This window comes from Vibrio cidicii, from assembly GCF_009665415.1.
Taxonomy (GTDB): Bacteria; Pseudomonadota; Gammaproteobacteria; order Enterobacterales; family Vibrionaceae; genus Vibrio; species Vibrio cidicii.
Genome location: NZ_CP035921.1, coordinates 2,950,955 through 2,977,260 on the forward strand (window position 1 = coordinate 2,950,955; position 26,306 = coordinate 2,977,260).

General features: G+C 50.5%; 24 protein-coding genes and 1 other annotated feature. Of the genes, 7 read left to right on the top strand and 17 right to left on the bottom strand.

The genetic code is table 11. From position 1 onward, the window contains the following. Positions 1–86: 86 nt before the first annotated feature. The 3 genes from EWA64_RS14475 to EWA64_RS14485 form a co-directional block, all read right to left on the bottom strand. Positions 87–1,853, bottom strand: a complete 1,767-nt coding sequence (locus EWA64_RS14475) for a SulP family inorganic anion transporter (RefSeq protein ID WP_061893908.1) — start codon at positions 1,851–1,853, stop codon at positions 87–89. Between the two features lie 91 nt (positions 1,854–1,944). Then, the gene (locus tag EWA64_RS14480; RefSeq protein WP_061893909.1) at positions 1,945–2,847 is read right to left on the bottom strand and encodes a pyridoxal-phosphate dependent enzyme; all 903 of its coding nucleotides are present in this window, start codon (positions 2,845–2,847) and stop codon (positions 1,945–1,947) included. Positions 2,848–2,928: 81 nt separating this feature from the next. Then, positions 2,929–5,217 carry a YgiQ family radical SAM protein gene (locus EWA64_RS14485; RefSeq protein WP_061893910.1) on the bottom strand — a complete coding sequence of 763 codons (2,289 nt, stop codon included), beginning with the start codon at positions 5,215–5,217 and terminating at the stop codon, positions 2,929–2,931. A 199-nt stretch (positions 5,218–5,416) separates the two neighbouring features. Here EWA64_RS14485 and EWA64_RS14490 point away from each other — a divergent pair, with 199 nt between their 5' ends. The 3 genes from EWA64_RS14490 (at position 5,417) to EWA64_RS14500 (ending at position 8,962) form a co-directional block, all read left to right on the top strand. Further along, complete coding sequence (locus EWA64_RS14490) at positions 5,417–7,906, top strand: EAL domain-containing protein (RefSeq protein WP_139045648.1); 2,490 nt, start codon at positions 5,417–5,419, stop codon at positions 7,904–7,906. 83 nt (positions 7,907–7,989) lie between these two features. Beyond that, a complete protein-coding gene (locus EWA64_RS14495) occupies positions 7,990–8,676 on the top strand; it encodes an HI_1241 family integral membrane domain (protein WP_061893911.1) in 687 nt (228 codons plus the stop codon). A gap of 85 nt (positions 8,677–8,761) precedes the next feature. Next, complete coding sequence (locus EWA64_RS14500) at positions 8,762–8,962, top strand: DUF4250 domain-containing protein (protein WP_061893912.1); 201 nt, start codon at positions 8,762–8,764, stop codon at positions 8,960–8,962. An 8-nt stretch (positions 8,963–8,970) separates the two neighbouring features. On the opposite strand, the gene EWA64_RS14505 is transcribed toward EWA64_RS14500, so the two are convergent. Continuing rightward, complete coding sequence (locus tag EWA64_RS14505) at positions 8,971–9,882, bottom strand: LysR substrate-binding domain-containing protein (RefSeq protein ID WP_061893913.1); 912 nt, start codon at positions 9,880–9,882, stop codon at positions 8,971–8,973. A gap of 261 nt (positions 9,883–10,143) precedes the next feature. Between EWA64_RS14505 and metE the strand changes: the two genes are divergently transcribed. Then, positions 10,144–12,432, top strand: coding sequence for a 5-methyltetrahydropteroyltriglutamate--homocysteine S-methyltransferase (gene metE, locus EWA64_RS14510; RefSeq protein ID WP_061893914.1), 2,289 nt, complete (start codon positions 10,144–10,146; stop codon positions 12,430–12,432). A 59-nt stretch (positions 12,433–12,491) separates the two neighbouring features. Here metE and EWA64_RS14515 read toward each other — a convergent pair whose 3' ends face one another. The 13 genes from EWA64_RS14515 to trpL2 form a co-directional block, all read right to left on the bottom strand. Then, positions 12,492–12,884, bottom strand: a complete 393-nt coding sequence (locus EWA64_RS14515) for a GspS/AspS pilotin family protein (protein ID WP_065819679.1) — start codon at positions 12,882–12,884, stop codon at positions 12,492–12,494. Next, entirely contained in the window at positions 12,885–13,181 is a 297-nt protein-coding gene (locus tag EWA64_RS14520; RefSeq protein ID WP_039433263.1) for a YciI family protein, read from the bottom strand. Positions 13,182–13,292: 111 nt separating this feature from the next. Then, on the bottom strand, positions 13,293–13,685 hold the full coding sequence (gene yciA, locus EWA64_RS14525) for an acyl-CoA thioester hydrolase YciA (RefSeq protein WP_061893916.1): 393 nt from the start codon (positions 13,683–13,685) through the stop codon (positions 13,293–13,295). Positions 13,686–13,764: 79 nt separating this feature from the next. Then, positions 13,765–14,328 (bottom strand): septation protein A, encoded by a 564-nt coding sequence (locus tag EWA64_RS14530; RefSeq protein WP_061893917.1) that lies wholly within the window; start codon positions 14,326–14,328, stop codon positions 13,765–13,767. 149 nt (positions 14,329–14,477) lie between these two features. Then, on the bottom strand, positions 14,478–14,729 hold the full coding sequence (locus EWA64_RS14535) for a hypothetical protein (RefSeq protein ID WP_039425771.1): 252 nt from the start codon (positions 14,727–14,729) through the stop codon (positions 14,478–14,480). A gap of 165 nt (positions 14,730–14,894) precedes the next feature. Then, a complete protein-coding gene (locus EWA64_RS14540) occupies positions 14,895–16,154 on the bottom strand; it encodes a dicarboxylate/amino acid:cation symporter (protein ID WP_061893918.1) in 1,260 nt (419 codons plus the stop codon). Between the two features lie 339 nt (positions 16,155–16,493). Next, positions 16,494–17,300, bottom strand: a complete 807-nt coding sequence (gene trpA / locus EWA64_RS14545) for a tryptophan synthase subunit alpha (RefSeq protein WP_061893919.1) — start codon at positions 17,298–17,300, stop codon at positions 16,494–16,496. Beyond that, a complete protein-coding gene (gene trpB, locus EWA64_RS14550; protein ID WP_039433271.1) occupies positions 17,300–18,490 on the bottom strand; it encodes a tryptophan synthase subunit beta in 1,191 nt (396 codons plus the stop codon). Before trpB ends, trpA begins: the two co-directional genes overlap by 1 nt. A gap of 24 nt (positions 18,491–18,514) precedes the next feature. Then, positions 18,515–19,933 (bottom strand): bifunctional indole-3-glycerol-phosphate synthase TrpC/phosphoribosylanthranilate isomerase TrpF, encoded by a 1,419-nt coding sequence (gene trpCF / locus EWA64_RS14555; protein WP_061893920.1) that lies wholly within the window; start codon positions 19,931–19,933, stop codon positions 18,515–18,517. Positions 19,934–19,944: 11 nt separating this feature from the next. Beyond that, a complete protein-coding gene (gene trpD, locus EWA64_RS14560) occupies positions 19,945–20,943 on the bottom strand; it encodes an anthranilate phosphoribosyltransferase (RefSeq protein WP_061893921.1) in 999 nt (332 codons plus the stop codon). 18 nt (positions 20,944–20,961) lie between these two features. Beyond that, positions 20,962–21,540 carry an aminodeoxychorismate/anthranilate synthase component II gene (locus EWA64_RS14565; protein WP_039462676.1) on the bottom strand — a complete coding sequence of 193 codons (579 nt, stop codon included), beginning with the start codon at positions 21,538–21,540 and terminating at the stop codon, positions 20,962–20,964. Positions 21,541–21,545: 5 nt separating this feature from the next. Beyond that, complete coding sequence (locus tag EWA64_RS14570; RefSeq protein ID WP_061893922.1) at positions 21,546–23,108, bottom strand: anthranilate synthase component 1; 1,563 nt, start codon at positions 23,106–23,108, stop codon at positions 21,546–21,548. A 132-nt stretch (positions 23,109–23,240) separates the two neighbouring features. Beyond that, positions 23,241–23,343 (bottom strand) — a sequence feature (Trp leader region). Continuing rightward, positions 23,290–23,415, bottom strand: a complete 126-nt coding sequence (trpL2, locus tag EWA64_RS14575) for a tryptophan operon leader peptide (protein WP_039425796.1) — start codon at positions 23,413–23,415, stop codon at positions 23,290–23,292. Its footprint overlaps the feature before it by 54 nt. A gap of 85 nt (positions 23,416–23,500) precedes the next feature. On the opposite strand from trpL2, the gene rnm reads away from it, so the two are divergent. The 3 genes from rnm to rluB all read left to right on the top strand — a co-directional run bounded on the left by rnm (position 23,501) and on the right by rluB (position 26,279). Continuing rightward, positions 23,501–24,415: an RNase RNM gene (gene rnm / locus EWA64_RS14580; protein WP_061893923.1), complete on the top strand. Its 915-nt coding sequence runs from the start codon at positions 23,501–23,503 to the stop codon at positions 24,413–24,415. Then, positions 24,412–25,032 carry an L-threonylcarbamoyladenylate synthase gene (locus EWA64_RS14585; protein ID WP_045568858.1) on the top strand — a complete coding sequence of 207 codons (621 nt, stop codon included), beginning with the start codon at positions 24,412–24,414 and terminating at the stop codon, positions 25,030–25,032. The genes rnm and EWA64_RS14585 overlap by 4 nt, the downstream gene beginning before the upstream one ends. Before the next feature lie 290 nt (positions 25,033–25,322). Next, a complete protein-coding gene (gene rluB / locus EWA64_RS14590) occupies positions 25,323–26,279 on the top strand; it encodes a 23S rRNA pseudouridine(2605) synthase RluB (RefSeq protein ID WP_061893924.1) in 957 nt (318 codons plus the stop codon). Positions 26,280–26,306: the final 27 nt, after the last annotated feature.

Here is a 26,306-nt window from a genome sequence, read left to right on the forward strand (position 1 = left end):
ATGAAGTGGGCGAAGAAAAAGTGTCCCAGTTTGCTGTTTTGCGTTTATCAGGCCGTCAAAACAGCAAACTGCTTAGTGGTAGCCGTTTAAGCCACTTCGGGAATCGGCTTGGCGGGCGCCTCGGGGTCGGGTTCTTTTTGGATCGCGGGCACTTGACCGTCGCCCACTGCGCTAAGGTAACAGCCACTCAGTTTCACCGCTAAATAGAGGTCGGCACGCAGCAGGATGCCTCCTTCACTGGTGCTGATACCCGTGAGCTCACACCAGTTTCGCATGCTGCGCTTGCGTCCGGCGAGCACTAAACGGATGCCGCGCTGCTTCAATATGGTATGCACATCCGAGAGCATCGCCATCACACTCAAATCGAGGTGGGTAAAACAGGAAACGGCGTCCACCACCACACAGCCCACATCGCCAGTGCTTTTCTCCGTACACTCTAGCAGCCGGCGTTTAAAGTAGGGCGCGTTGAAGTATGTCAGTGGCGAGTTGAAACGGTAGATCACCATACCCGGAATCGGGTTGGCTTTGCCCGTGCTGTCGATGGTGCGGATAGTGCCTTCTTCGTCTAGGCCGAGCTCCTGGTCACTTGGGCGCATCACAATGCGCAAAAACTGGAATAAGCCGAGTAACACCGCCAAGGTGATACCAGGGATCACACCGACTATTAACACCGCAATAAAAGTGACGCTGGCGAGATAAAACGCGTCTTTGTCCCGCTTTCTTAATGTCCAAATGCCTTTGAGATCGAGCAGCGACAGCGAAGCGAACACTAACACGACACCTAAAGCGGCAATGGGAATATATTGCAGTGGCTGGTAGGCAAACACGGCGATGATGGCAATGACGGTGGCGGCGATGATTGACACCAGTTGCGATTTTCCTCCATTGGCATCATTAACGGCGGTGCGTGAGTCTGCGCCGCTGATAGCAAAACCTTGTGAGAACGCTGAAGCAATATTGGCAAAACCCAAGGCGCGAAACTCTTTATCCGCATCAATGTCGTAGCCATTTTTGGCCGCAAAGCTGCGCGCGGTGAGCATCATGCTGACAAAGCTGACCATGGCTAAGTTCAGCGCTGGCACCACCAGTTCGCGGCTCACGCCGATATCAAATTGTGGAGTTTGAAAATCAGGGAAACCACCTTGCGTTACGCCAACCACGCTCACCCCCATGCTTTCCAGATGGAGCAACCACACCGCTGCGGTCGTGACGACAATGGCCAACATCGCCGCAGGCCAACCCGGGCGAAAACGTTTGGTCAGCAGGTACAAAAAGAGGGTGGTTGCACTCATTGCCAGCGTTGGCCAATGAAGTTCGCTCAGCAATTGTGGCGCTTCCCATAGCCGTTCCAAAAGGTAGCGCTGCTCAAACTTAAGACCGAGAACTTTAGCAAACTGGCCGACGATGATGGTCAGCGCGACGCCGTTAAGCAGGCCAAGCAATATCGGCCGAGAGAGAAAATCCGCGAGAATGCCGAGTTTAAGGCGACTGGCCAAAACACACCAGATGCCCGTCATCGCGGTCATGGTCATCACCAATTGCCAGTGTTTGGTGGAATCGCCTGCGGCCAGGGGGGTGACGACCGCGGCAATTACGGCGCAGGTGGCCGCATCAGGGCCGACAATCAACTGTCTCGATGTGCCCATCAAGGCATAAACCAGCATAGGTAATACGCATGAATAGAGGCCAACAATGGCGGAGACGCCAGTCAACTGCGCATAGGCGATGGCAACGGGCAGTGCGACCGCGACGACAGAAAGTGCCGCGCGCAGATCGGCGGTGAACCAATCGCGCTGGTACTGTTTAAGCTGAAGTAACCCCGGGAACCACTGCTGTAATATTCTCGCTTTCAACGAACGCTGCCTCCCAATCAATCGTTAAGTTACTGTAAAGCATACATCAATTGACTGTAACATTCGTGTCATTTTCCAAACGCGGTGAAATTTATTTATCGCTCCATTTGCGTTGATAGCGGGGCAGCATAGTTTCATTGCCGAGTAGTCCACCTTGATGCAGGTAAATGAGCGTTTTGTCTCGATGATTGGCTAGCCAAGGGCTTAAACATTGCCACATGAGGGGATCGTAAAGCAGATCGAACTCGATGTCGGTTTGGTCTAAAAGCGCTTGCCAAGTGCGGTAGTCTTCGTGATAGAGCTTGCCGAAGTGGTGTTTACGCGGTGCAGTCAGGATGGTCGGATAGTCTTGCTCTCCAAGCTGAGCAAACTGCTCAATCAGGTAGCGCTCTTCGCCAACGCAAGCACAGGTCAGCACTTCGATGCCATGCGGCTTGAGGTATTTGTGCAGGTAGAGGGCGGTGGTGCCAGTGCCAGAGGGCAATGCCACGACGAATGAGTGCTGGCTGGCAAAGCGTGTCCAGTCGAGTATTTCGCGGGCCAGCTCTTTAATGCCTTGTTCGGCCAAGGTAAAACGCCCGCCTTCGGGGACCAGATAACACGTTTCGTTTGGCTGGCGTACTTTTTCTATGTATTCGCTCGGATGCATTCCCGCAGCGAGTGTGCCCACTTCAATGATGTCCGCGCCGAGCTCCAGCGCACCGCGATAATTCCCCATCGGCCGCTGCTTAAGCCAGTTGGGCAGATGGTCGACATAAAACTCCAGTTGCCAACCTTTGATGCGTGCCAGCGCCGCCAAAGAGTAGAGTGAGTTCGCTTGGGCGGATCCGTAACTGATCAGTGTGCGTACTTGAGGTTGTTCCAAGGTGAGCAATGCGCTGAACTTGCGCGCTTTGTTGCCGCAAAAGTGTGAATGCAGCAGATCGTCTCGTTTAAGGAAAAAGGTGCGATCTGCGAAGCGATGTTGCGTGATGGGGCTATTGTTGAGTTTCATAGCGGTGAGTAAGGGTTAAGTTATTGGCTTGAGGAGCAAAATCGCCATCCGAGTGGGATGGCGATTGAGCATGTGCGTCGATTAGCGCTGCGCTGCGCGCTGTCTGTTTTGCCCATTTCCTGTAGAGCGGCCTCGGTTTTGTCCGCCCGCTGGTTTCTGAGCGCCATGCTTTTTCTGCCCACCTTCGCTGCGCGCGTTACCACTGGTGGTGTTCGACGCTGGGCGTGGTTTGTTGCCATGCACCGCTTTGTCTCCCGGGAATCCCGGTTGTGTGCTGGTGTGCTTAGTGGCAAAGCGGTTTGAACCGTGGCGGCCCGATTTACGACGCTGTGCTGGCGTTCTGGAATCCATATCTTCTGCTGGCACCAGACAACCCGGTTTGTCACCAATCAAATATTTTTTACCCATATTGATCAAGGCTTCGCGGATCATTGGCCAGTTCGCTGGATCATGATAGCGCAGCAGCGCTTTGTGCAAACGGCGCTGACGCTCCCCTTTGGCCACCGTCACTTCTTCACGCTGTTTGTACTTAACGCGCTTAAGCGGGTTGGTTTCGGAGTAGTACATCGACGTGGCGTTACACATCGGCGATGGGTAGAAGTTCTGCACTTGGTCACACTCGTAGTCGTGCCTTTTCAGCCACAGCGCCAAGTTCAGCATATCTTCATCAGTGGTACCGGGGTGCGCGGAAATAAAGTACGGGATCAGATACTGCTTTTTCCCGGCTTCTTTACTGTACTTCTCGAACATCTCTTTAAAGCGATCATAGGTGCCCATTCCCGGTTTCATCATCAGGTTCAGTGGGCCTTTTTCGGTGTGCTCAGGGGCGATCTTCAGGTAGCCACCGACGTGGTGCGTTACCAGCTCTTTGACGTACTCAGGTGACTCAATCGCCAAATCGTAACGCACACCGGAGGCGATCATCACTTTCTTAATCCCGTCGACTTGGCGTGCCGCACGATAGAGATCAATAGTGTGTTTGTGATCGGTATTGAGCTTGTGACAAATACCCGGGAAGACGCACGACGGACGGCGACAGTTGATCTCCGCTTTCGGATCGCTACAACCCAAGCGGTACATGTTGGCCGTTGGGCCGCCAAGGTCAGAAATGGTGCCGGTAAAGCCCGGAACTTTATCGCGGATCTCTTCCAGTTCGTTCAAAATCGACTCTTGCGAACGGTTTTGGATAATGCGCCCTTCGTGCTCGGTGATTGAGCAGAAAGAACAGCCACCAAAACAGCCGCGCATGATGTTGACTGACGTTTTGATCATGTCATACGCAGGGATTTTTGCGTTGCCATATTTTGGATGTGGCACGCGTGCGTACGACAGCCCAAATACGTAGTCCATCTCTTCGGTTGAGAGTGGGATCGGCGCTTGGTTGACCCACAGTTCACGATCGCCATGGCGCTGGATAAGCGCACGGCCAGAATAGGGGTTGGTTTCTAAGTGCAAAATACGGCTAGCGTGCGCGTATAAGATGCGATCGTTTTGCAGCTTTTCGTAGTTCGGCAGACGCACCGCTGTGGTGGCAGCATCATGACGCGACGGACGAATCGTAATCGGCTGCGCTTTGGGTTCTTCGTCTTTTTTGCTTTCGCACTGCGTTTCGACCTCGTAAGGGTTTGGCGGAATAAACGCCTCCTTACGCGGTTTTTCAATTCGAGAAGAGTCAATGATGGTGTAGCCTTCCGGCTCCGCAGCGAGGTTGACTGCGGTGCCGCGAATGTTGGTCATCTGGGCAATGGATTCACCGTTTGCCAGACGATGTGCCACTTCCACCAGAGCGCGTTCGGCGTTACCAAATAGCAAAATATCGGCTTTGGCGTCGAGCAGCACTGAGCGGCGAACTTTGTCAGACCAATAATCATAGTGCGCGACGCGGCGCAGGCTGGCTTCAATCCCGCCGAGTACAATCGGTACACCTTTGTAAGCTTCACGACAGCGCTGCGAGTAAACTAAGGTCGCGCGATCTGGGCGCTTGCCGCCTTCGTTGTTTGGCGTATAGGCATCATCGTGGCGCAGTTTTTTGTCAGCAGTGTAGCGGTTGATCATCGAATCCATGTTGCCCGCGGTCACGCCAAAAAACAGGTTTGGTTTACCAAGCGCCATAAAGTCGGTTTTATCTTGCCATTGCGGCTGAGCAATGATGCCCACGCGAAATCCTTGCGCTTCCAGCAAACGGCCGATGATCGCCATGCCAAAGCTTGGATGGTCGACATACGCATCACCCGTGACGATGATGATGTCACAGCTATCCCAACCCAGAGCGTCCATCTCCTTTTTACTGGTGGGTAAAAATGGAGCGGTACCGAAGCACTCCGCCCAGTATTTTTTATATTGATGAATTGGTGTGATATCGCTGTACATAAAATAACCTCAGATTTCGCGAGCGCGAATTATAGCGGCTCGTGTGATCAGTATCCACCTCAACATGACCCCAGATTTCACGTGTGTTTACCATCATCCAGCGTCACTGGAGAGAATTTGCAAGCCGAGTCAAGGTTGTGTCAGCGTGGTTTGAATATACTTATGAAACAATAATTATATTGAGGATGAAGCTTGCTGTATGGATGACCTCACGCAAAAATCATCGGCAATTGTGCCGATGTCTCAACCGACCAAGCCTTGGAATCACATCATTGACTGGCGGATCGACACCTCAGAGCAAACCTTTCATTGTGAGGCCGAGTGTTGTGTTTGGTTTGGCTTTGACGCAACCCCAGTACCTTTGAGCCGATTGATTCAGTCTGTTGCCACAGAACAAAAAAAGCGGGTGATTGAGACCTTCAAGCAAGTCCTTACCTCGGGCAAGGAACAGTTTTTACGCTGCCCGATTTTGCTACCTAACCACGCTTTTAGTTTGGTTGAACTGTATGTGGAAAAAATTTCTGCCCGTGAACTGCAGGGAACCTTGACACCGCTGTTTACTGTCACCAGTCAGGAAGAGGTGGCGCAGGTACTCTACTCGGTATTTGAAAATGCGCATCATGGCATTTTAGTGACCGATGAAGAGACGCGTATTATTGCCTGCAATCGCTATTTTGAGCGCGTTACGGGTTATCAGCGCAGTGAACTCGCAGGTTTAAAAACCAACATTTTTAACGCCGATAAACATTCCGACAGCTACTATCAGGCGCTGTGGCAAAATTTGTCAGAGCATGGTTATTGGACCGGAACCATACTGACACGTACCGCATCTGGTGAAAACTTGCCGCAAGAGTTAACCATTCAGCGCGTCAGCGTCGGCAACGGGCGTAAATTTTATCTTGGCCTTAGCACCGATCTGTCGGCCCATTTTGAGCGAATTAATGATAATGAGCACGGCGGAGTGGATCTGCTCACTCAATTGCCAGCCAAAGATCGCTTTCTCTCGTTATTGGATGGATTATGTCGAAAGCGTAGTGAGGATCCAGACACAGGATGTATTTTGTTGGCCATTCAGCCCAATTTTGCTGAGCAAGATCTGCCGGATATCAAAAGAGCGTTTGCCAACTATTTGCAGCAACAGACCAATGCGGTACTGAGCGGCTACATCGGGCACAATAAGTTTGCTGTGTGTATTGAGTTTCATCATCCGCAGCAGATGCAAAAGATCCGCGCCATCCGCCGAGCGATCAAACTGTTTTTCCACGCATTCAAAGCGGCCGATTTACTGTTGGCACAAGCGCTGACTTCTGGCCGAACGGGGGTCTCCGTGTTGGGACTGGATGCAAAAACCTCGCGCACTTTATTTTCGCATGCCAATCAAGCGCTGCTCGAAATGCACTCCGGGCAGAAAAATCACATCAGTTTTTATGATCACCAAATGCATGAGCAGATTGACAAGAAAAAACGCTTAGAAGATCTGCTGGTTCGCTGCGTGAAAGCGGCAGAGCTTGAGGTTCACTACCAGCCGATTGTCAACATTCACCAATGGCGAGTCGAAAAGTTCGAAGCGCTGTGCCGTTTTCCTCCGGCGCTCAATGCAGAAGCGTCGGTACAAGAGCTCATCACGATTGCTGAAGACTTGGAAATGATTGAAACCTTAGACCAACAGGTGGCGAGACAAGCACTGTGTGATTTACCGAAACTGCAAGCACTGTTTGGGGAACAGGTGGGCATTTCGTTCAATCGTTCAGTTCACTCTTCAGTGAGCGTGGATGCTATTCTCGATCAAAGCGCTTTGCTGATTGATGAAAGTGGCGTTGCGCCGCAGAGTGTGACGTTAGAAATTACGGAAAGTGCCTATTTTGCAAGTGAAGAACGTCATCATCACGCGTTGACGGTACTGCGGAACGCAGGCGTTACCTTAGCGGTAGATGATTTTGGCACGGGTTACTCCTCACTCAGTTATCTCAAAGCGTGCCATTTTGACCTATTGAAGATTGACCGCGTATTTGTCAGCGACATTAAATGTTGCTCGAATCAATACCGCATTGTGCGTTCGTTGACTGAGTTATCTCATCAACTGGGTCTTAAGGTGATTGCTGAAGGCGTAGAAACGGAAGAAGAGCTGGAAATTATCAGCAGTATTGGTGTCGATAGTGTGCAGGGATTTTTGTTCTCCAAAGCTTATTCGTTACAAAGCCTACAAGAGGGGGCATTTGACCCACAACTTTTGCAGCATTACCGCAATAAGTTCGGTGCGAAAGGGGTGATTGCTGAACTGGCCACACCGGCAACGCCACATCTTGATCCAGGAGAACCTATTTCCTTGGCTTATGAGTACCTGGCGAAGGAGGATCTCAATGTATTGCCGGTAGTTGATGAAAAAGAGTGCGTTGGTTTTGTGGATCGTGAAGCAATGAATCTGCATTTAACCCCACATATGGGCACGGATACCGAAAGCATGAAAGAGGCCTCGTTGTGGAACAAACGCATAAATCAAGTGATGGTAACCGCGTTTGAAGAGGTGCATTGGCAAACGCAGCTCAGCGCTTTACCGAGTGTGATTAACCAGACCAAAGCGTTTCCCTGGATTTTGGTCGATGACCAAGGGCATTACAAAGGCTTGGTGGAAATGCATACCGCACTAAAGTATCTGATGCAGAGAAGTTTTTCATCGTCAGGGCAGTGAGATATTAGCTCGATGCTATCGATTGCCGTTGTGAATGGCTTTCGGTATCATCCGAGCTCGGTTTGCATTCAAATTAAACAATCATGATCCAGTTTCTACTCTCTTCATTCGCACCCATGCTGCTTGGTGCCCAATTGGTTCTCACTCTCGTGCTGGTGAAAGGCGACATTTGCCCGGGGCAGCGTGGTCGCATTCACAAAGTGTTGCCCGCTCTGGGGCTGATGTGGATGGCGGTTTCCTCGCTGGAAATCGCGGCGTTTTTAGTGGTATTTGCCATTTTCTACTTTTATTCCAAAGTGCAGACAGGCAAAACGCGTCAAGAAGGGCCGCTTTGGGTACTGTATCTGGCCGACGGTTTAGCCCTCTCTTTTGTTGCTTTGCAAGCCGCAAAACAAGGTCACTGGGGCGGCGCTCTGGTAACGATGATTTTAACGGTATTGCTGGGCGCGATTTTTGCTCATTTGCTGTTGGTGATTGCTCGCTCACGCTTGCAGGCATTTCATCGAATTTTGCCCTTTAGCGGCATTATTGCGGCAATGTTGACGGCGCTGGCTCTTCTGGGCGTCGCTTCTGGGTTTGGTGCTGAGCAGTTAGAGCAAGTTACTCCATTAATGCTCGCAAGCCTCGTGCTGATGATCGTAGGTGTAGTCATGTGGTGTTGGCACATTTTCTCAGGCAAAGCCGCGCACAAAATTCAATTAGCCACGGCGTGGTTGATGCTGTTGGCATCAGCAAGTTGCATGCATATGCTGTTTAGTCTCCCTGTCTGATAGCGCGATTTAGACCTGCTTCACTTTTTATCTACGGATTTGTGGCTACGCTTATTACTTGAAGTACTCAAAAAGGAGCGTAGCGATGGATCTGAGCAATGTAGAGCGCTTAGACAGTATTATTCTACTGGGGATCGTCAATGAAAAGTTGCGCCTAGAATGTGACAGTTTTGACGATCTGATAAGCACGTATGAAATGGATGTTGAACAGGTGATCGTCAAGCTTGATGTGCTTGGTTATCAATACGATCCACTGACCAACCAGTTTAAATCTTACTCACGCTGAGCGATTTTCTAAGCCATCTTGATACCATCAAGGTGGCTTTTGCATTGCTGGCGTGCGGTGGCAAAGAAAGCTTGCAGATAGCGCTTCTCTTTGTCGCTATTGCGCGTTGCGGCAAACAAGCGACGCCACAAGCCCTTGCCCAGCGGGATGCTGGTAATGAGTCCTTGTCGGGAAAATTCGCTAATCGCCCAGTTTGGCAACGCAGCCACGCCCAGACCCGCCGACACCATCTGCACCAACATCAATGTGTTATCTGCTTGCTTCCATTTCGCCGGCTCTACGCCAGCGGGGGCCAGAAAGTGTTTGACCACGTCTAAGCGCTGCTTTTGCACCGGGTAAGTCAGCATGGTTTGATCCGCCAGATCGCTTGGTTCTAAGCGTGTTTTATTTGCCAATGAGTGATTGGTGGCGGTGATAAGTCGCATCTCAAAATCAAACAGAGGCTCATAGTGGATTTCACCGCGCGGTTGAATATCTGAAGTGATCACCAAATCCAATTCGCCCGCCATCAGCGCAGGTAAAGGTTCAAAACCAAAACCCGATGAGAAATCGAGAGTCACGCTCGGCCACGTTAGTTGATACTCTTTCAAAGCAGGCATCAGCCATTGAAAACAGGAGTGGCACTCGATCGCCATATGTAAACGGCCATTCACATCCTCTTTTAGGCTAGCAAGCTCGTTTTCGGCTCGGGCAAGTTTGGGCAAAACCTCGTCGGCGACGCGCAGTAAAATCTCCCCTTCGGAAGTAAATTTTACTGGACGTGTTTTACGCAAAAATAACTGACCACCTATCCTTGCCTCAAGATCCTTGATCTGATGGGAGAGGGCGGATTGAGTGAGGTGCAGCGCCGTTGCTGTCGCGGTGAGTGAGCCAGTATCGCGTAGCGATGTCAGGGTTTTTAAGTGTTTCAACTCGATCATGAATCCCTCTCATCTTCCTTGCTGTGTGCATGAGTCTTTGTAACTTACCTGGATTTTTTGGAGCTGTAAACATCTAGACGTCTATTTGTTTTGTGTCGACGTTTAGTTGGGTCATGAATTTTTTTAATAAACAAGTTGAATATTTGGCGCTTGTTCCATGGTTGGATTGGCGAGATAGTTTAGCCATCTGGACATCCTGACGGGATACAAACCAAATTATCGAACAACGAATAGACCAAGCATAGAAAAAGGAATAAGACCATGACGACCACAACGCACATCCTCGGCTACCCACGTATTGGTGAAAAACGAGAACTCAAGTTTGCGCAAGAAAAGTACTGGCGCGGAGAGATTGACCAAACCGAGCTGAAGCAAGTCGGCGCTCAGCTACGTCAGCAGAACTGGCAAGTGCAAAAAGAAGCAGGGCTGAGCTACGCCACCGTTGGTGATTTTGCTTGGTATGACCATGTGCTGACCACCACACTACTGCTTGGCCATGTGCCGAAACGTCATCGTCATGGTTTTCCTGATCTCGATACCTTGTTTCGTGTTGGCCGCGGTCAATCGCAGTCCGCCTGTGGCTGTCATGGCGCAGCAGCATCGGACATGACCAAATGGTTTAATACTAACTATCACTATATCGTTCCGGAATTTAGCCGCGATGATACGTTTGAGGTGAGCTGGCCACAGCTGTTTGAAGAGGTCAATGAAGCGATTCAAGCTGGGCATAAGGTTAAACCCGTGCTGCTTGGCCCGCTAAGCTACCTCTATTTGGGTAAAGAGGTAGAAGAAGGTTTCGAGCGTCTGACGTTGCTTCCCCGTCTGCTTAGCGCTTATCAGGCGATTTTGGCCAAGCTGGCAAAACAAGGAGTGACATGGGTACAAATTGACGAGCCTATTCTGGCACTTGAGCTGGAAAAGCCGTGGCTGGACTCCTTCAAGTTGGCCTATCAAGTGATCCGTGGTGAGGTCAAAGTGCTGCTGACGACTTATTTCGATGCCGTGACCGATTGCTTAGAGCGAGTGGTGGCACTTGACGTGGACGGTTTACATATCGACCTTGCCGCGGCCCCTGAACAACTGGACGAGGTGCTTGAGCTATTGCCAGCGCATTGGGTGCTGTCGGTCGGTGTGGTCAATGGTCGCAACGTGTGGCGCTCTGATCTCGCAGCGCAATACCAACGCTTGCTGCCTGTGAAAGCGCAGCTTGGTGAACGTTTGTGGGTTGCGAGTTCCTGCTCACTGCTGCACAGTCCGGTGGATTTAGATCTTGAGCCAGCCTTAAATGAAGAAGTACGCAGTTGGTTGGCGTTTGCCAAGCAGAAAGTGTCGGAAGTGGTACTGCTTGGCCGCGCCTTGGACGGAAACGAGGACGCGATTGCGCAATGCGTTGTGTATAGCCAACCAATTCAAGCGCGAAAGTCAGCAAGTCATGTTCATAAGCCGCAGGTACAAGCCCGTGTGAATGCGATTTCGCCCGCGTTTGCCAAGCGCAGTGCCCCTTATGCGCAGCGAGCCGCACATCAGGCCGAAGTACTAAAACTGCCGCTGTTGCCAACCACCACAATAGGATCTTTTCCGCAAACGGCCGAGATCCGGGTTCAGCGCAGTGCCTACCGCGCAGGCCAGTTGTCGCAGGTCGAGTACACACAGGCGTTGAAAGAGCACATTGCCGATGCCGTGAAACGACAGGAGGCGTTGGATCTAGACGTGTTGGTGCATGGCGAAGCGGAGCGCAACGATATGGTGGAATATTTTGCTGAAAACTTAGCTGGCTTTCAAACCACTCAGTTTGGCTGGGTACAAAGCTACGGTTCGCGCTGCGTGAAACCAGCCATCGTGGTTGCGGACATTGAGCGTGAACAACCCATTACGGTTGAGTGGTCCAAGTACGCGCAATCACTGACTTCAAAACATATGAAGGGTATGCTCACCGGTCCAGTGACGATTTTGTGTTGGACTTTCCCCCGTGAGGACATCTCACGTAAAGCGATCGCCCAACAACTCGCACTGGCACTGCGTGACGAGGTCACAGACCTACAGCAAGCAGGGATCAACATCATTCAGATTGATGAGCCAGCGATTCGCGAAGGACTGCCATTGAAGAAGCGCGATCATCAAGCCTATCTTGACTGGGCGGTAGAGTCATTTCGCATTGCGGCGGGCAGTGCCAAGCCAGAAACGCAGATCCATACCCATATGTGTTACAGCGAGTTCAACGAAATCATTGAATCGGTCGCAGCACTGGATGCCGATGTCATCACCATTGAAACCTCGCGTTCAAATATGGAGCTGCTTAAAGCGTTTGAAGAGTTTAACTATCCCAATGAAATTGGCCCGGGTGTGTATGACATTCACTCACCGAACATTCCGACAGAGGAGTGGATTGTGGATTTAATCCAAAAAGCGGCGCAGAAAATTCCGCTCGAGCGTTTGTGGGTGAACCCAGATTGCGGTTTGAAAACGCGCAGCTGGCCTGAAACCGAAGCGGCATTGGCGAATCTCGTTGCGGCGGCGAAAACATTGCGCAAAGCACTCACAGAAGTATAGCGCTAAAAAGAAAAGGGGTTGAGTGAGTCAACCCCTGTCAGTTTCCGTTGGTATAAAGCTTATTTTGCCGCGCAGGTTTGTGCAGTAACCAGTTGGTCTGCGACCAATTGACCGCGGGAGTTACGGATCTTGATACGATAGGCTAAGCCTAACTCTAATTGGCTGCGAATTTCGTCGCTGTTGCAGTAACTTTGAATGCTATTTGCCAACACTTGCTCGGTCGGCTTAGCCCCTTGCGCGTCGCTGTTGTAAATCATCATCATCTCGATCACGCTTTTGTTGGCTGAAATACGCATAACTTTGAGTGGGCCATGTTCTAGCGGTAACCCCGCCGACAGCATGCCAGCACGATTTGAAGCCATCAGTTCCAATTGACGTTCTCGCTCATCATTTGAAGAGCAGCCTGCTAACGCAGAGAAAACGAGAGCAGCGCAGATAATTTTCTTAAACATTTAGAAGACTTTTTTGAATGGTTTGACTATGACATTAGCATACACGCCGGCTTCGATGTACGGATCAGCATCTGCCCAGGATTGTGCTTCTTGCAGTGAGGCAAATTCCGCAATCACGGTTGAACCAGTAAACCCAGCTTCACCGGGGTTCTCAGAGTCAATAGCGGGCATTGGTCCAGCGGTGAGCAAGCGTCCTTCATCTTGAAGCTGTTGTAAGCGGGCCAGATGTTGCGGACGAACACTTAAGCGTTTTTCTAATGAATTTTCTACATCCTGAGAAAAAATAACGTACCACATGGTTGATTCCTTCCGTATTTCAAGGTGAATTTGCGCTTAATCTACCGCAGTTTGCTTGGCCCAGACAGAGAAATTCGACGTTTTGTGAAACGGTGCGACAATTCTAGCCTCTTAACGCACGGGGCGCGGTTTGCCCTCGCCGTCAATCGCCACGTAGTTGAAAGTGGCATTGCATACCATGAAGCGATCTTCCACACCGTGGTCACGGATTGGTTTGACCCACAATTCGAGATCAATCGACATTGAGGTGCGACCAATTTTGGTGCACTCACCATAGCAACACACCACATCTCCGACTTTGACTGGTTTTTTGAAAATGATATCGGAGACCGATACGGTAACAATTCGCCCAGAAGAGATCTCTTTGGCGAGAATACCGCCTGCAAGATCGAGCTGTGACATGATCCAGCCACCAAAAATATCACCATTCGCGTTGGTATCTGCTGGCATTGCAAGGGTTCTTAGCAGTAGTTGACCCTTTGGAGAGTTGTATTTCTGACTCATTTCGACATCCGCAACAAACGAAACAGCGACCAAACGGGTCGCTGTAAGAATAAGTGGCGATTATAGCAAATAATCAGGATTATTCATCGCTTGTGACATCCGATGACTGGCTTTTATCCTCTTTTGGCATCTGCTTATAGATGTAAACACCAGTCAGTACGGTGAAGCTCAGTGTCGCAGCTAAAAGACCAAACACTTTAAAGTTGACCCAAACATCCAGTGGTAGTTCGTAAGCAACGTAAACGTTGAGGCCAGCACAAAAGGAGAAGAAGGCAACCCATGCCCAGTTGATGTTATTCCACACGCGATCAGGCAAAGTGAGCTCTTTGCCAAGCATGCCTTTGATCGCTGACTTACCGATAGCGTGACTAACGGCTAAGCCGATGGCAAACACAACGTAAACAATGGTGACTTTCCATTTAATGAAGTTGTCGTCGTGCAAGAAAATGGTCATACCGCCAAAGACGGCCACCATAAGAAAAGTGATCAACTGCATCTTTTCGACTTTCTTGTACAGCACGTAAGTAACAACCACTTGCAGCGCGGTTGCGGCAATCAGAGCACCAGTCGCGGTATAGATGTCGTACATCTTATAAAGGGCAAAAAAGATAATCAGTGGAATAAAATCAAGAATTTGCTTCATGAGGCAAAGAATTTCCTATTTATTGAATTGTCCACAGTCTATCTAAAACTCACTCAATGTGAAGAGGTCGAGACAAATGGATACAAAATTGGTTACGCAAACCGCGCGTCGGCGGCTTGCGAGTATGAAAGGGAATGCGCCATGGTTGCTTAGTTGTAGTAAGCCCCCGATTGATATTCGCTGATGACTTGTTTCATATCGGCTAAGTAGCCTTCACTACGCAAGTTATCGACGGTGTCGCGCAGCTCTTCATCGGTCATGGCAAAACAGGTAGATTTGCCCGTAGTGAGGTTGAGGTAGTGGTGGTATTCATCTTCGCTGAAGTGGCCGAAGCGGTCTAAAAGCAGTGCTTTATAACCATGATGAATCAAACCGTAGTAAGTGCGTCTGTGTAAGCTCATGACAAAAACCCTCATGTTCGCTTGAAGAGGCCAATAGTAAAACTTTTGACATCTCTTAGAGTGAGAAGTTCAAGCAATAGTAATGCCAGTCTTTATCGCTGTGCGGCGAAATAAAAAGGAGCGGCAAATGCCACTCCTTCATTCTTTCTCTTTGCAATCGGCAAATTACGCTTCTTGCTTTTGCATTTCCGCTTCGCTGGCTTCTTCTTCGATCAGCGCATCAACGATAACGGCACAAGCGGCATCGCCAGTGATGTTCAGTGCGGTGCGGATCATATCGAAGATACGGTCAAGAGCGAACAACAGTGGCAGACCTTCGATTGGAATACCAGCCGCCAGCAAAACCGCCACAACAAGGAAAGATGGCCCAGGTACGCCCGCTTGACCAACGGCGCCTAGGGTCGAAGTAATAATGATCGCAATGTATGCGCCCATGCCAAGATCGATGTTAAACAGCTGTGCAAAGAAGATAGCGACTAAACCGTAGTAAATCGCATTGCCAGACATGTTGATGGTTGCACCCAGCGGCAGAACGAATGAGGCGGTTGAGTTACGCACGCCAAGTTCTTTTTCTACTGTGTCCATGGTGACAGGCAGTGTTGCCATTGATGACGCGGTAGACAGTGCCACGGCTTGCGGTTTTTTCATCGCTAGAATGAATTTTTTCGCCGAGGTTTTAGTAAACAGTTGGATCATCAGCGGGTAAGCGACGAAGCCGAAGATCAGGATAGCAGCAACGTACACCACGAACAGTTTGAACACCACCATGAGTGCGCCAAAGCCGAATGTCCCGACCGCTTCCGCCATCAGACCAAACACGCCAATAGGAGCAATGATCATCACTTTGTTGATCATCCACACCATAGCGTCAACGATGCAGTTTACGCCGTTGATGATAGGTTCCCGTTTTGCTTTAGGCTGCTTAGCGATTGCGATGCCAAAGAACATGCAAAAGACAAGGATCTGTAGAATGTTGGCTTCGTTGAGTGATTGGAAAACGTTGGTTGGGATCATACCAGTAACGGTTGCCCAGAAAGTAGGGAGTTCACCTTTAGAAGCGTATTCGGCCGAGAACATGCTCTCGATGCCTGAAACGTCGATACCTGCACCAGGTTGGAAAACTTCGCCCATCACTAACGCTAGTGCAACGGCAAGTGCAGAGGTGATACCAAAGTAGCTTAAGGTCACCAAGCCCACTTTTCCTGCTGATTGGCTGTTACCAAGACCAGCTGCGCCAGAAATCAGAGCCACCGCCACCAGAGGGATAACCAGCATCTTGATCAAGTTGATGAAAATAGCACCCAATGGAGCAAAAGCTGACGCGCTGTCACCCATGAAGGCACCAACGGTAGTACCTGCAATCATGGCGATGACAACTTGTACGCCAATGTTGTTTAGCAAACTCTTTTCTTTTAACACTTCCATAACCTCTGTGCTAACAAAATTTAAAATTCCAGTGTTACCCTCTGAACAAAAAGTATTCTTTGGATAAATATTTCGAGAAGCTTTTTACACGTTAATTTCACATTTATCAAGATGAGTCATTTTTAAATGTTGCGTTTAACGACAACTTTATTGATTAGTGACAACTTTTTGACCAATAGCAAACGTTTGCTATTGGCAGAGTCTATAAAATTGGCGGATTTTATTGAGGATTTGCTGTTTATTGCTGAGTGGGAGTGGCGGTGGTGAATGTTAAGAGAAAGATCGATTTCTTACCGAAAATAAGAAATCGATCCCATAGAAGTTGACGTGTCTAACACGTCATTTTTGCGTTGCAGATTTCATTGTTGAAACAAAAGTGCTGAGTTTATTTAACATCTCGTCGGGGGTGGACACGTTAGCCTCAATGATTTTGACCACAGCAGAGCCGGAAATTGCCCCCGCAGCACCAGCATCAATTGCTTGTTTGACTTGCGCGGGCTCAGAAATGCCAAATCCGAGTAGGGCTGGCGGCGCGTTGAACTGGGTCAGTTTCGCCAGCATGTCACCGACAGGCATATTTGCTTTGGTTTCTGCCCCGGTAACACCTGCACGTGAGAGTAAGTAGGTGTAGCCGCCACCCAATTTTGCCACCTCTTGGAGCGTTTCATCACTGGCCGTGGGCGGTGCGATGAAAATCGGATGCACGCCAAATTTTTTTGCAGCGGCAACGAACTCGGCGCTTTCGTTGGTGGGCACATCGGCAATCAGTACAGAATCAATGCCTGCCTTGGCACAGCGTTGATAGAAATCTTCAATCCCTCGCGAGTACACCAGATTGGCGTACATCAGCAGGCCAATTGGCAACTGTGGATACTGGGCGCGGATTTCGGCAATCAGGTCGAAGCAGATGTCTGGCGTCGTGCCTGAGTCCAATGCACGGATATTCGCCCCTTGGATGGTTGGGCCGTCGGCCAATGGATCGGAGAAGGGAATGCCCAGCTCTAAAGCGTCTGCACCTGCTTCGACTAAGGTCTGCATGATGTGCAGTGACTGTTCAGGATTGGGATCGCAAACCGTTACGAACGGAACAAATGCGCCTTGTTGTTTCTCTGCCAGACGCTCGAACATGGCTTGATAACGGTCCATCAGATCGCTCCTTTTTCTTCTAAAATTGCGTGTACAGTAAAGATGTCTTTATCGCCGCGACCCGACAGGTTAACGACCAGCAGTTGCTCTTTGTCAGGATTGTTGCGCGCCATTTTCAGAGCATGAGCGAGTGCGTGAGAAGACTCTAGGGCGGGAATGATCCCTTCGCTGCGAGCCAACTCTTGGAACGCATCGAGTGCTTCATCGTCGGTAATGCTGTCGTACTCGGCGCGGCCAATGGCGTTGAGATGCGCATGTTGAGGGCCAACCGACGGGAAATCGAGGCCAGCAGAGACAGAGTAAGACTCCTCCACTTGGCCGTTTTCATCTTGCATAAGTGGTGCTTTCATGCCAAAGAAGATCCCGGTTTTGCCATGTTTGAGCGGCGCGCCGTGTTGGTCGGTATCGATGCCTTTGCCCGCCGGCTCAACACCAATCAAACGTACCGACTCTTCTTCGATAAAATCAGCAAACATACCGATGGCGTTGGAGCCGCCGCCCACACAGGCAATCACCGCGTCAGGCAAGCGACCTTCTCGCGCGAGGATCTGGTTTTTGGTCTCTTCGCCAATCATACGTTGAAACTCACGCACTATGGTTGGGAATGGGTGAGGACCCGCCGCTGTGCCGAGAAGGTAATGCGCGGTCTCATAGCTGCCGGACCAGTCGCGTAGCGCTTCGTTACAGGCGTCTTTTAACGTGGCGGAGCCAGAGTGCACCGGAATCACTTCGGCGCCCATCAATTTCATTCGAAACACGTTCGGGCTTTGGCGCTCCACATCTTTTGCACCCATGTAAACGCGGCATTTTAGGCCAAGCAGTGCGCAGGCCAATGCCGTTGCCACGCCGTGTTGGCCTGCGCCAGTTTCTGCGATGATTTCGTGTTTGCCCATGCGTTTGGCAAGCAGCGCTTGGCCGAGCACTTGGTTGGTTTTGTGCGCGCCGCCATGCAGCAGATCTTCGCGCTTGAGATAGAGTTTGGTTTTGGTGCCTTTGGTAAGGTTGCGCGTTAAGGTCAGTGCGGTTGGGCGGCCTGCATACTCTTGCAGCAAGCCCATAAACTCACTGCGAAACGCATCGTCTTCTTGCGCATCAATGAAAGCCTGTTCAAGCTGCTCTAACGCTGGGACCAGAATCTGCGGAACGTACTGACCGCCGTATTCGCCAAAGTAGGCATTCAGTTTTGCCATGGTTTTCATCCTTCTCGTCAATTTTTAGTAGTTGCGGATCGCAGCAAACGCTTGTTGCAACTTCTGTGTATCTTTTTTACCCGGTGCGCTTTCGACCCCGGAGTTGAAATCCAATCCTAGACAGCCGAGTGAAGCCGCTTGCTTTGCATTGTCTGCGTTCAAGCCACCCGCGAGCATCACCTTGCTCGGGTCGCCGATTAAGCTCCAGTCGAAGGCTTTGCCTGTGCCACCGCTTTGGTTGCCGACTTGGGCATCGAGAAGATGTCTGTCGACATGTTGGGTGAGGCGCTGCGGAGCGTGATCGGTCACGCCGTAGGCTTTCCAAATCGCGATATGCTCGGCGAGTAGGCTACGCAACTGCGTCACATAGTGTTGATCTTCTTCGCCATGCAGCTGCACTGCGGCAAGAACGAGTGAATTGGCGGTTTGCGCCACAAATTCAAGCGATTGATTTTGAAAAACGCCGACGTAGTGCAGCGGCGCGCCACTCATTACTAAGCGTGCGCTGTCGGTATCTACCACACGTTTTGATTGCTCAGCGAAAATCAGCCCGCCAAACACGGCCCCCGCATGGTACGCTTTGGCTGCGTCGTCGGGTCGAGTCAGACCACACACTTTATTCTCACCTAGCGTTACTTTGCGCACCGCCAGTTCAAGATTTTCCTCGGCCATTAGCGAGCTGCCAATTAAGAAACCATCGGCAAACTGAGCCAGGTCGCGCACTTGCTGGTGGGTGTAGATCCCCGATTCAGAGATGACAACAGCATTGGGCGCCAGTTTGCGCAGGGTAGGCGCGAGTAATTTGGTGCGATTCAGATCGGTGGTCAAATCACGCAAGTTACGGTTGTTGATGCCAATGACTCTTGCCCCTAAGTTGACCGCGCGGGCTAACTCTTCCTCATTGCTGATTTCGGTCAGCACGCCCATATTGAGCCGGTGGGCAAGGTTTGCCAGCGTTTGGTACTGCTCATCGTCCAAAACGGACAACATCAGCAAAATTGCATCCGCTTGGTAGTGTCGTGCCAGCATGACCTGATACGGGTCGACCATAAAATCTTTACACAGTACGGGCTGTTTCACTTGCTTGCGTACTTGCGGCAGGAAGTCAAAACTCCCTTGGAAATATTTCTCATCGGTCAGGACGGAAATAGCGTCTGCATGTCGGTTATACACCGAGGCGATGTAATCCAAATCAAACTCTTGACGAATAAGCCCTTTCGATGGAGATGCCTTTTTGCACTCAGTGATGAACACCGTTTTGCCCGTGGACAGTGCTTGATAAAAGCTGCGATCGGAAGGGATGAGATCCGCTTCGAAGGTATTTAAAGGTTGCTGCTGTTTACGTAAAGCAACCCATTGATATTTATCGCGTACAATCTTTGCCAGCACTTCGGCCATTTGCGCTTCTTGCACCGATACGTGCTCGGACAGTTTTTCGCTCATCTCTTTTCCTTTCAGGCGTGTGCCGCGAGTTGTTCAACCAGTTGGTAGGCTTTACCAGAGTTCATCACTTCAATCGCTTGCTGAGTGTTAGCTTTGAGATCTTCATGACCAAACAGGCGCATCAGCAGTGCGACGTTAACCGCGACGGCACCAAGTTGCGCTTCGCTCCCTTTGCCTGTCAAGAGGTGCGTGATGATGGCGCGGTTTTCTTGCGGATCGCCGCCCTTAATCGCTTCAAGCGGGTGCGTTTGCAGGCCAAAATCGGCGGGCGTGAGGGTGTACTCATGGATTTCGCCATCTTTGATTTCCGCAACCGTGGTTTCGCCGTGGATCGCCACTTCATCTAACCCGCTACCATGTACCACCGCCGCGCGCTTCATGCCCATTTTCAACATGGTTTGTGCAATCGGCTTGACTAGCTCTTGGCTGTAGACGCCCATCAGTTCGATGTTGGGCCGCGCCGGATTAATCAGTGGGCCGAGGATATTGAAAATCGTTCGGGTTTTCATGGTTTGGCGCACAGGCATCGCATGGCGGACACCGCTGTGATACTGCGGCGCGAACAAAAAGGCGACGCCAATCTCATCCATCGCTCGGCGGGTATCTTCGGCGCTCATCGCCAAATTGATACCAAACGAGTCAAGCAGATCGGAAGAGCCCGATTTGCTCGACACACTGCGGTTGCCGTGTTTGGCAATTTTCAGCCCGCATGCCGCGGCGACAAACGCGGCTGTGGTGGAGATGTTGATGGTGTTGTGCCCATCGCCACCAGTGCCGACGATATCAGCAAAGTCGTAATCTGGACGAGGGAAAGGGTTAGCGTTGGCCAATAAGGCTTTTGCAGCGCCAGCGATCTCATCGGGCGTTTCGCCTTTGATTTTTAATGCGGTGAGCGCTGATGCCATCAAAATCGGGTCCAACTCACCGCGAATAATAGTGTCAAACAGCTGCTGGCTCTCTTGCTCGTTCAGCGACTGCTGCCCATAAAGTTTGTTGATGATAGTTTGCATAATGGTCTCTCCCTGTCCTTACGCTAGCGCCCAGTCAATGGCATTGGCGAGCAGTGTCGCACCGTATGTGGTCATGATCGATTCTGGGTGAAATTGAAAGCCGCACACCTTGTCTTGCTCATTCACTACCGACATGACCAAGCCGTCCACTTCCGCGGTGACAGTCAAGCTCTCGGGCACTTTTGTCGCGACTAAAGAGTGGTAGCGAGCAATCGCGAGAGGCGAAGGCAAAGTAGAATAAATCGCGTGGCCTTGGTGCGCCATCATCGACACTTTGCCGTGAATAATTTCACCCGCACCAGCAACGGTACCGCCATACGCCTCGACGATGGCCTGATGACCAAGACAGATGCCAATCACCGGCACTTTGCCCTTCACGCGTTGAATCAGCTCCGGCATCGAGCCCGCTTCTGACGGAGCGCCCGGACCCGGTGAGAGAAGCACCACAGGTTGTTCGAGCTTGGCAATGGCTTGCTCAATCACCTTCGCAGGGATGTGGTTACGGTAAATGGTTACCTTATGGCCAAGTGAGCGAAACTGATCCACTAGGTTGTAGGTGAACGAATCGAAGTTGTCGATAAAAACGATGTCAGCCATGTCCGTTACTCCTTATGTGCTTTCTGGATGGCAGAAATAACGGCCTGCGCCTTGCCGCGTGTCTCATCGGCTTCGGCTTGTGGATCGGAGTCAAACACCACCCCTGCGCCCGCTTGCACTTGAGCGATGCCGTTTTCGACGTAAGCTGAGCGGATCACGATGCAGGTGTCCAAGGTACCTTCACCCGTTAGGTAACCGACCGCACCGCCGTAACTGCCACGACGCGCGCCTTCCACATCGCGGATAAGCTGCATCGCGCGGATTTTTGGCGCGCCAGTCAGGGTGCCCATGTTCATGCAAGCTTGGTAGGCGTGCAGCGCATCCAGATCGGCGCGAAGTTGTCCTACCACGCGTGAGACCAAATGCATCACATGGCTGTAACGGTCAACTTTGAGTAAATCGGCAACATGGCGAGTGCCCGCTTGTGAGATTCGTGCGACGTCATTGCGCGCAAGATCCACCAGCATCATATGCTCGGCGTTCTCTTTTTTGTCGGTGCGCAATTCCAGCTCGATACGACTGTCGAGATCAAAATCAATCTCACCATTGGCTCGTTTGCCGCGACGGCGGGTCCCCGCAATCGGATAGATTTCCACTTGGTTGGTGTCGGTTTCGTATTTCAGTGCGCTTTCTGGTGATGCGCCAAATAAAGTAAACAACTCATCTTGCATGTAGAACATGTAAGGGCTTGGGTTACTCAGCTTCAACTCTTTATACGCTGCCAGCGGCGAAGGGCAGGGGAGCGTAAAACGGCGTGATGGCACCACTTGGAAGATGTCGCCTTTGACCACGTACTGTTTGAGATCGCGGACGATTTGGCAAAAAGCTTCGTCGCTGACACTCGGAGTGGCATCCACTTGTGCAAGTTTCACCGCTTGAGGCAGAGTTTTTGGATCGGCGCAGAGTGTACTGATTTGCTCAATGCGTGTTTCAAGTACGGATTTTTGCTCACTGTTGGCAAATAGCGTTGCTTGCAGGTGACAGCTTTCCGTTTGGTGATCGACCACCAGCAGTGTCTCTGCGACATAAAATACGTAGTCTGGACATTGGTTCGTGGCGCTGGCGGGGCCCAAAGGTTCAAAATTGGCCACCAGATCGTAAGCAAACAGACCGCCGATAAACAGCGCATGTTTGTCATGACCACCTAAATCAAAGCTGTGCTGAATTAAACGCAGTGCGTCAAAGCTAGACGCTTCGCGCAGACGCGAATCTTCGTCTAAGGTGTCGTCGGATTCGCTGAAGGTTAACGTCAGTGTTTGTCCGTCGAACTGCTGCTTGATATCAGGTTGGATATTCCCCTGTAAATGCGCCAGCAGATGACGACCGTTATCCGTGAGGGCATTGCAGGTGACGGTTTGCCCGTAGCAGACAATACGCACGGCGGAATCGACAATTAACAGACTCTTGAGATCCTGCTTCGAATCAATCTCGGCAGATTCGAGCAACAAGCTGTCCGTCTTGCTTTCGCATAAGGTATGGAACAGACGAGTCGGGTCTTGTGTGTATGGGACCGATGCCGTAATCACATCTAACTTGCCCAAGGTTTTGATCTTAATGGCCTTGTTCACAAGACCTCCTTATTATTTCAAATCTGTTCTAGCTTCCTGCTGTACATACTCGCACAAAGCAAACGTTCGCCCAACGTACAATTTAGTCAATCTGGTGAATATTTAATCGCTTGAACGTGAGTTATACAACAAAACAAAAAGCCCGCTGTTTAGGCGGGCTTCGTATCATGAGTGTCCTGAATTAAAAGTACACGTTTGCCCACCAAGAACTTGTCCAGATGCGCCACCAAGCTAACTCCGCTGCATTCGATTTCTCGTCATGCAGAGCAAGTTTCGCTTTTTGCTTTTGGTTAAGTTCTTGTAACATAGTCGGCCTTACAGTCAGGTACTTTGTATTTGTGTACTAGTTAACTAGTGCAAGGGTAAAAAGTCAACCCCCAAGAAGCAAATATATGAGAATAGATCTACACAGCCATACCACTGCCTCTGATGGCCGACTCACACCAGCGCAGTTGATTGACCGCGCAATCAGCTTTGAGCTGGATGTTTTAGCGGTCACCGATCATGATACTGTGCAAGCGCTGGAGGAGATTCACCGTTATGTGGCGCAGAATCAATTGTCGCTCACTATCATTAACGGCATTGAAATTTCGACCGTGTGGCAAAACAAAGATATCCATATTGTTGGTTTGAATATCGACCCACAAAATGCTCAATTAAGCCAACTGATCGCTCAGCAGCAAGCGCATCGAGTCGCTCGCTCGGAAATGATCGCGCAGCGCCTTGGCAAAGCAACGCGAGAAGGAGTACTTGAAGAGGTCAGAGCCATTGCCGATGGTGCGCCAGTGACTCGCGCCCATTTTGCCAAATGGTTGGTGGATAACGGTTTTGCAAAGAATATGCAGCAGGTGTTTAAAAAATACCTGACACGCAACAATCCCGGTTACGTGCCGCCGAATTGGTGTTCAATGGCTGATGCCATCGGCGCGATCCATGCCGCGGGGGGCCTGGCCGTGCTGGCTCATCCGGGGCGTTATGATCTAACGGCCAAGTGGTTAAAACGGTTGTTGCAAGCGTTTGTCGAGGCCGGTGGGGATGCTATGGAGGTGGCCCAACCACAACAATCGCAACAAGAAAGACGCACGTTGGCTGATTATGCTATACAATACAAACTATTAGCTTCCCAAGGCAGCGATTTTCACTATCCATCCCCGTGGATGGAGTTGGGAAGAAACCTCTGGTTGCCCTCCGGCGTAGAACCAGTTTGGAAAGATTGGGGTTTAGAGTCCGCTCCTTTGGAGCCAGCACAAGCATCCACACTCCAGTCCTATAGAGCCGAGAGGCTCGATAATGAGGAATTACAATGAGCCAGTTTTTTTACGTTCATCCTGAAAACCCCCAGGCTCGCTTGATCAATCAAGCCGTAGCAATCATCCGTAATGGCGGTGTGGTGGTTTACCCGACCGATTCCGGTTATGCACTCGGTTGTCAGTTGGAAAACAAACAAGCGCTGGAGCGAATTTGTCAGATCCGCCGATTGGATGAAAAACATAACTTCACCCTGTTGTGCCGCGATTTGTCGGAGTTGTCGCTGTACGCACGCGTAGACAACACCGCATTTCGTTTACTAAAGAACAACACGCCGGGCGCGTACACTTTTATCTTCAAAGGAACAAAAGAAGTGCCTCGTCGCTTGATGAATGCCAAACGCAAAACGATTGGTATTCGTGTACCAGATAACCGTATCGCCCTCGATCTTTTGGAAGCGATGGGTGAGCCTTTGATGTCAACTTCCCTGATTCTGCCGGGAAATAACTACACCGAGTCGGACCCCGATGAGATCCGCGATAAACTCGAGCATGCCGTAGATGTGATTCTCAACGGCGGTTATCTGGGCGAGCAACCAACCACGGTAATTGACTTTAGCGAAGGTGAGGCGGTTATTGCTCGTCTTGGCGCGGGCGATCCAGCCCCATTTGAGTAAGCCAAAACGAGAAAAATCTGTTTAAGATAAAGGAGCCGAGTGCTCCTTTTTTATTAATATTCATCAAGTTGTTGCTATAAAGTTAACTCTCACCATCGACAGTGCTAATGGGTGATTTTTAGCGAGAATTTTTCCATGATTCGCCCGATGACGAGGGGCGGAGATCTTACATTGCGGATTTATTTCCCGTATAATTGCCGCCCCCGATTCCGAGCTTCGGGTAGATAACTAAGTCTGGTCTATGCTTGGTATGACTACGACGTCTGAGAAGACGACACATAGGTAGATAAATGAACGAAAAATTACAGAAAGTTTTAGCGCGAGCCGGTCACGGTTCACGTCGCGAATTGGAAGCATTAATCAAATCAGGACGTGTAAGTGTAAATGGTGTAGTGGCGAAACTGGGTGAGCGACTGGAAGACGAAAATGCGGTTGTGCGCATCGATGGTCACGTTGTGTCGGTTAAGGCACAAGAGGAAGTGATCTGTCGAGTGCTGGCGTATTACAAGCCAGAAGGAGAGCTCTGTACCCGTCACGATCCAGAAGGTCGTCGTACTGTATTTGACCGTCTACCTAAGATCCGCGGTTCACGTTGGATTTCTGTCGGTCGATTGGACGCGAACACATCCGGTCTGCTGCTGTTTACTACCGACGGTGAATTAGCGAATCGTCTGATGCATCCAAGCCGCCAAGTTGAGCGTGAATACCTAGTTCGAGTGTTTGGTGAAGTGAACGAGCACAAAGTACGCAACTTGGTCAATGGGGTACAACTGGAAGATGGCCTCGCTCGCTTTGAAGACGTTGTCTACACTGGCGGTGAAGGAATGAACCACACCTTCTATGTGGTGATCAACGAAGGTCGTAATCGTGAAGTTCGTCGTCTGTGGGAATCACAAGATTGTACGGTAAGCCGTCTGAAACGCGTGCGCTACGGTGACATCTATCTGGATAAGAAATTGCCCCGCGGTGGTTGGATGGAGCTGGAGCTGAAAGACGTCAACTATCTGCGCGAACTGGTTGAACTGCGTCCAGAAAAAGAGACGATGATTGAACTGAACAGCTCATCGCGTAAACGTGACCGTGCCCGCAGCCAAAAAATCCGTCGTGCGGTGAAGCGTCATGAAGAGCGAGTGAGTACACCAAAAGGTCGCAGCAATAATCCGTCACGTCGCAAGCCCGCGACTAACAAGGCGGGTAGTGCAAACACGCCAAGCGCACGTCCATCTCGCAGCAATACTCAGCGCTAAGTGCTTAAAAGTGATAGCAAAATAGAT